This is a genomic window from Streptomyces sparsus, assembly GCF_054776295.1.
Map to the genome: position 1 here is coordinate 1 of NZ_BAAHCA010000738.1, position 2,485 is coordinate 2,485.

General features: G+C 70.1%; 2 protein-coding genes and 1 pseudogene. 1 reads left to right on the forward strand and 2 read right to left on the reverse strand.

All coding sequences use genetic code 11. The features are described from left to right. Window positions 1-511 (reverse strand): annotated as a pseudogene (locus ACYVE9_RS22820) (hypothetical protein); the annotation flags it as partial. A gap of 248 nt (window positions 512-759) precedes the next feature. Further along, complete coding sequence (gene mce / locus ACYVE9_RS22825; protein WP_461029768.1) at window positions 760-1,200, reverse strand: methylmalonyl-CoA epimerase; 441 nt, start codon at window positions 1,198-1,200, stop codon at window positions 760-762. Window positions 1,201-1,335: 135 nt separating this feature from the next. Here mce and ACYVE9_RS22830 point away from each other — a divergent pair. After that, on the forward strand, window positions 1,336-2,485 hold a 1,150-nt coding region (locus tag ACYVE9_RS22830; RefSeq protein WP_461029769.1), incomplete at its 3' end, for an acetyl-CoA C-acetyltransferase.

Here is a 2,485-nt window from a genome sequence, read left to right on the forward strand (position 1 = left end):
TATCGCGTCCGCCGCGGGGAAGGCGTAGGCGACGTCCTGTTCGCTGAGCGGCCCGCAACTGCTCGGCCCAGGCGACGTTCTCGTTGACGTGGGACTCGACGGTGGCCCGGCGTTCGGCGAGCTCGTGGTCGAGCTGCTGCCGGCGGCGCACGGCCTCGGCGTGCAGCTCGGCCTCCAGCCGGGAGTGCGCCTCGGCCTGCTCCTGGTGGAGGCGCTGGGCCTGGGCCCGGACGTCCCGGAGCTCCCGGTCGGCGTCCGCGCGCAGCTGGTCGGCCTGCATCTGGGCGTTCCGCAGCAGCTGCTCGGCCTGGACGTTGAGGTTGTCGTAACCGGCCGGGCGCGCGGCGAGGCTGCGACGCGCCTCGTGCAACTTGGCGCGCAGCACCTCAACCTGGTAGCCGAGGTCGTCGGCATGGCTGACGGCCTTGTCCCGCTCCTTCTTCAGCCGATCCATCTCGGCCTCGAAGCGCGACAGGTGATCGTCAGCCTCGTAGCGGTCGTAGCCCCGCACTGCGCGGTCCCATCCGTCCCCTGGTAGACAAGGTGAACTGCGTATTCCGACGAACGTCCCGAAGAGCGTTCTGACGAAATGGTGTCAGATCATCGGCGGGACGCGGAACGGGCCCTGTCCGGCCCGCGGCTGCTCGCCGCCCGGCCACTCTACCGATGTTCTGGACGGGCGGCTTCGCCGTTGGACAGGAGTGACAGATTCCGGCGGGGACCGGAGGGGGAATCCGCAGCGGGGCGGGGACTTCCCGCTCAGTGCCCGGAGTCGGCCGGGGCTGCGGAGGTGACCAGCTCGGTCAGCACGCCGTGGCAGTCCTTCGGGTGCAGGAACGTGATGCGCGAGCCCATCGAGCCGGTGCGCGGCTCGTCGTAGAGGACCCGCACGCCCTTGCCGCGCACGTCCTCCGCGTCGCCGTCGACGTCCGCGGTTCCGAAGGCGATGTGGTGGACACCCTCGCCGTTCTTCGCCAGCCACTTGGCGACGGTGGACTCGTCGCTGGTCGGCTCCAGCAGCTGGAGGTACGAGGCGCCGCCGTCGTCCGTGCCGTTGATCCTGATCATGGCCTCGCGGACACCCTGCTCCTCGTTGACCTCGGTGTGGAACACCTCGAAGCCGTAGGTGTCCCGGTAGAAGGCGACCGTGCGGTCCAGGTCGAAACAGGCGATCCCGATGTGGTCGATACGCGTCAGCATGGAACCAGGACACAGCCACGGCGGTGGTTACGCAACGTGCGCACGGTCACACGTGCTCACCGGTGACCGTGAGCTGTACTGCTCAGTACATTGGATTAACCCTCGTTCACTTCCTTCTCCGAAGGGGTCGCAGCAATGACTGGCACCACCGGCACCACCTCAGTGATCGTCGCGGGCGCCCGGACGCCCATGGGGCGCCTCCTCGGCTCGCTCGCCTCCTTCTCCGGCGCGGACCTCGGCGGGTTCGCGATCAAGGCCGCGCTCGACCGGGCCGGCATCGGCGGTGACCAGGTCCAGTACGTGATCATGGGCCAGGTGCTGCAGGCCGGCGCCGGCCAGATCCCGGCCCGCCAGGCGGCCGTCAAGGCCGGCATCCCGATGAACGTGCCCGCGCTCACCGTCAACAAGGTGTGCCTCTCCGGTCTCGACGCCATCGCGCTGGCCGACCAGCTGATCCGCGCCGGAGAGTTCGACGTGGTGGTTGCCGGCGGCCAGGAGTCCATGACCAACGCCCCGCACCTGCTGCCCAAGTCGCGGGCCGGATACAAGTACGGCGCCGTGGAGATGCTGGACGCCATGGCCCTCGACGGCCTGACCGACTCTTTCGAGGGCGTCGCGATGGGCGAGTCCACCGAGCGGCACAACACCCGCCTGGGCATCGGCCGCGCCGAGCAGGACCGGATCGCCGCCGCCTCGCACCAGCGGGCCGCCGCCGCCCAGAAGAACGGCCTCTTCGAAGCGGAGATCACCCCGGTGGAGATCCCGCAGCGCAAGGGCGACCCGGTCGTCTTCAGCCAGGACGAGGGCATCCGCGGCGAGACCACCGAGGAGTCGCTCGGCAAGCTGCGGCCGGCCTTCGCCAAGGACGGCACCATCACCGCGGGCTCCGCCTCGCAGATCTCCGACGGCGCCGCCGCCGTGGTCGTGATGAGCCGCGCCAAGGCCGAGGAGCTGGGCCTGGAGTGGATCGCCGAGATCGGCGCGCACGGCAACGTCGCCGGTCCGGACAACTCGCTCCAGTCGCAGCCGTCCAACGCGATCCAGCACGCCCTGAAGAAGGAGGGCCTCGCCGTTGACGACCTGGACCTGATCGAGCTGAACGAGGCGTTCGCCGCGGTCGCCGTGCAGTCAATGAAGGACCTCGGCGTGGGCCCCGAAAAGGTGAACGTCAACGGTGGCGCGATCGCCCTGGGCCACCCCATCGGCATGTCGGGCGCGCGTATCGTGCTGCACCTGGCGCTCGAACTGCGGCGGCGCGGCGGCGGGACCGGCGCGGCGGCGCTCT

Excerpts from the sequence above, each read along its gene's own strand:
- mce (WP_461029768.1), bottom strand. The coding sequence starts at position 1,200 with ATGCTGACGCGTATCGACCACATCGGGATCGCCTGTTTCGACCTGGAC.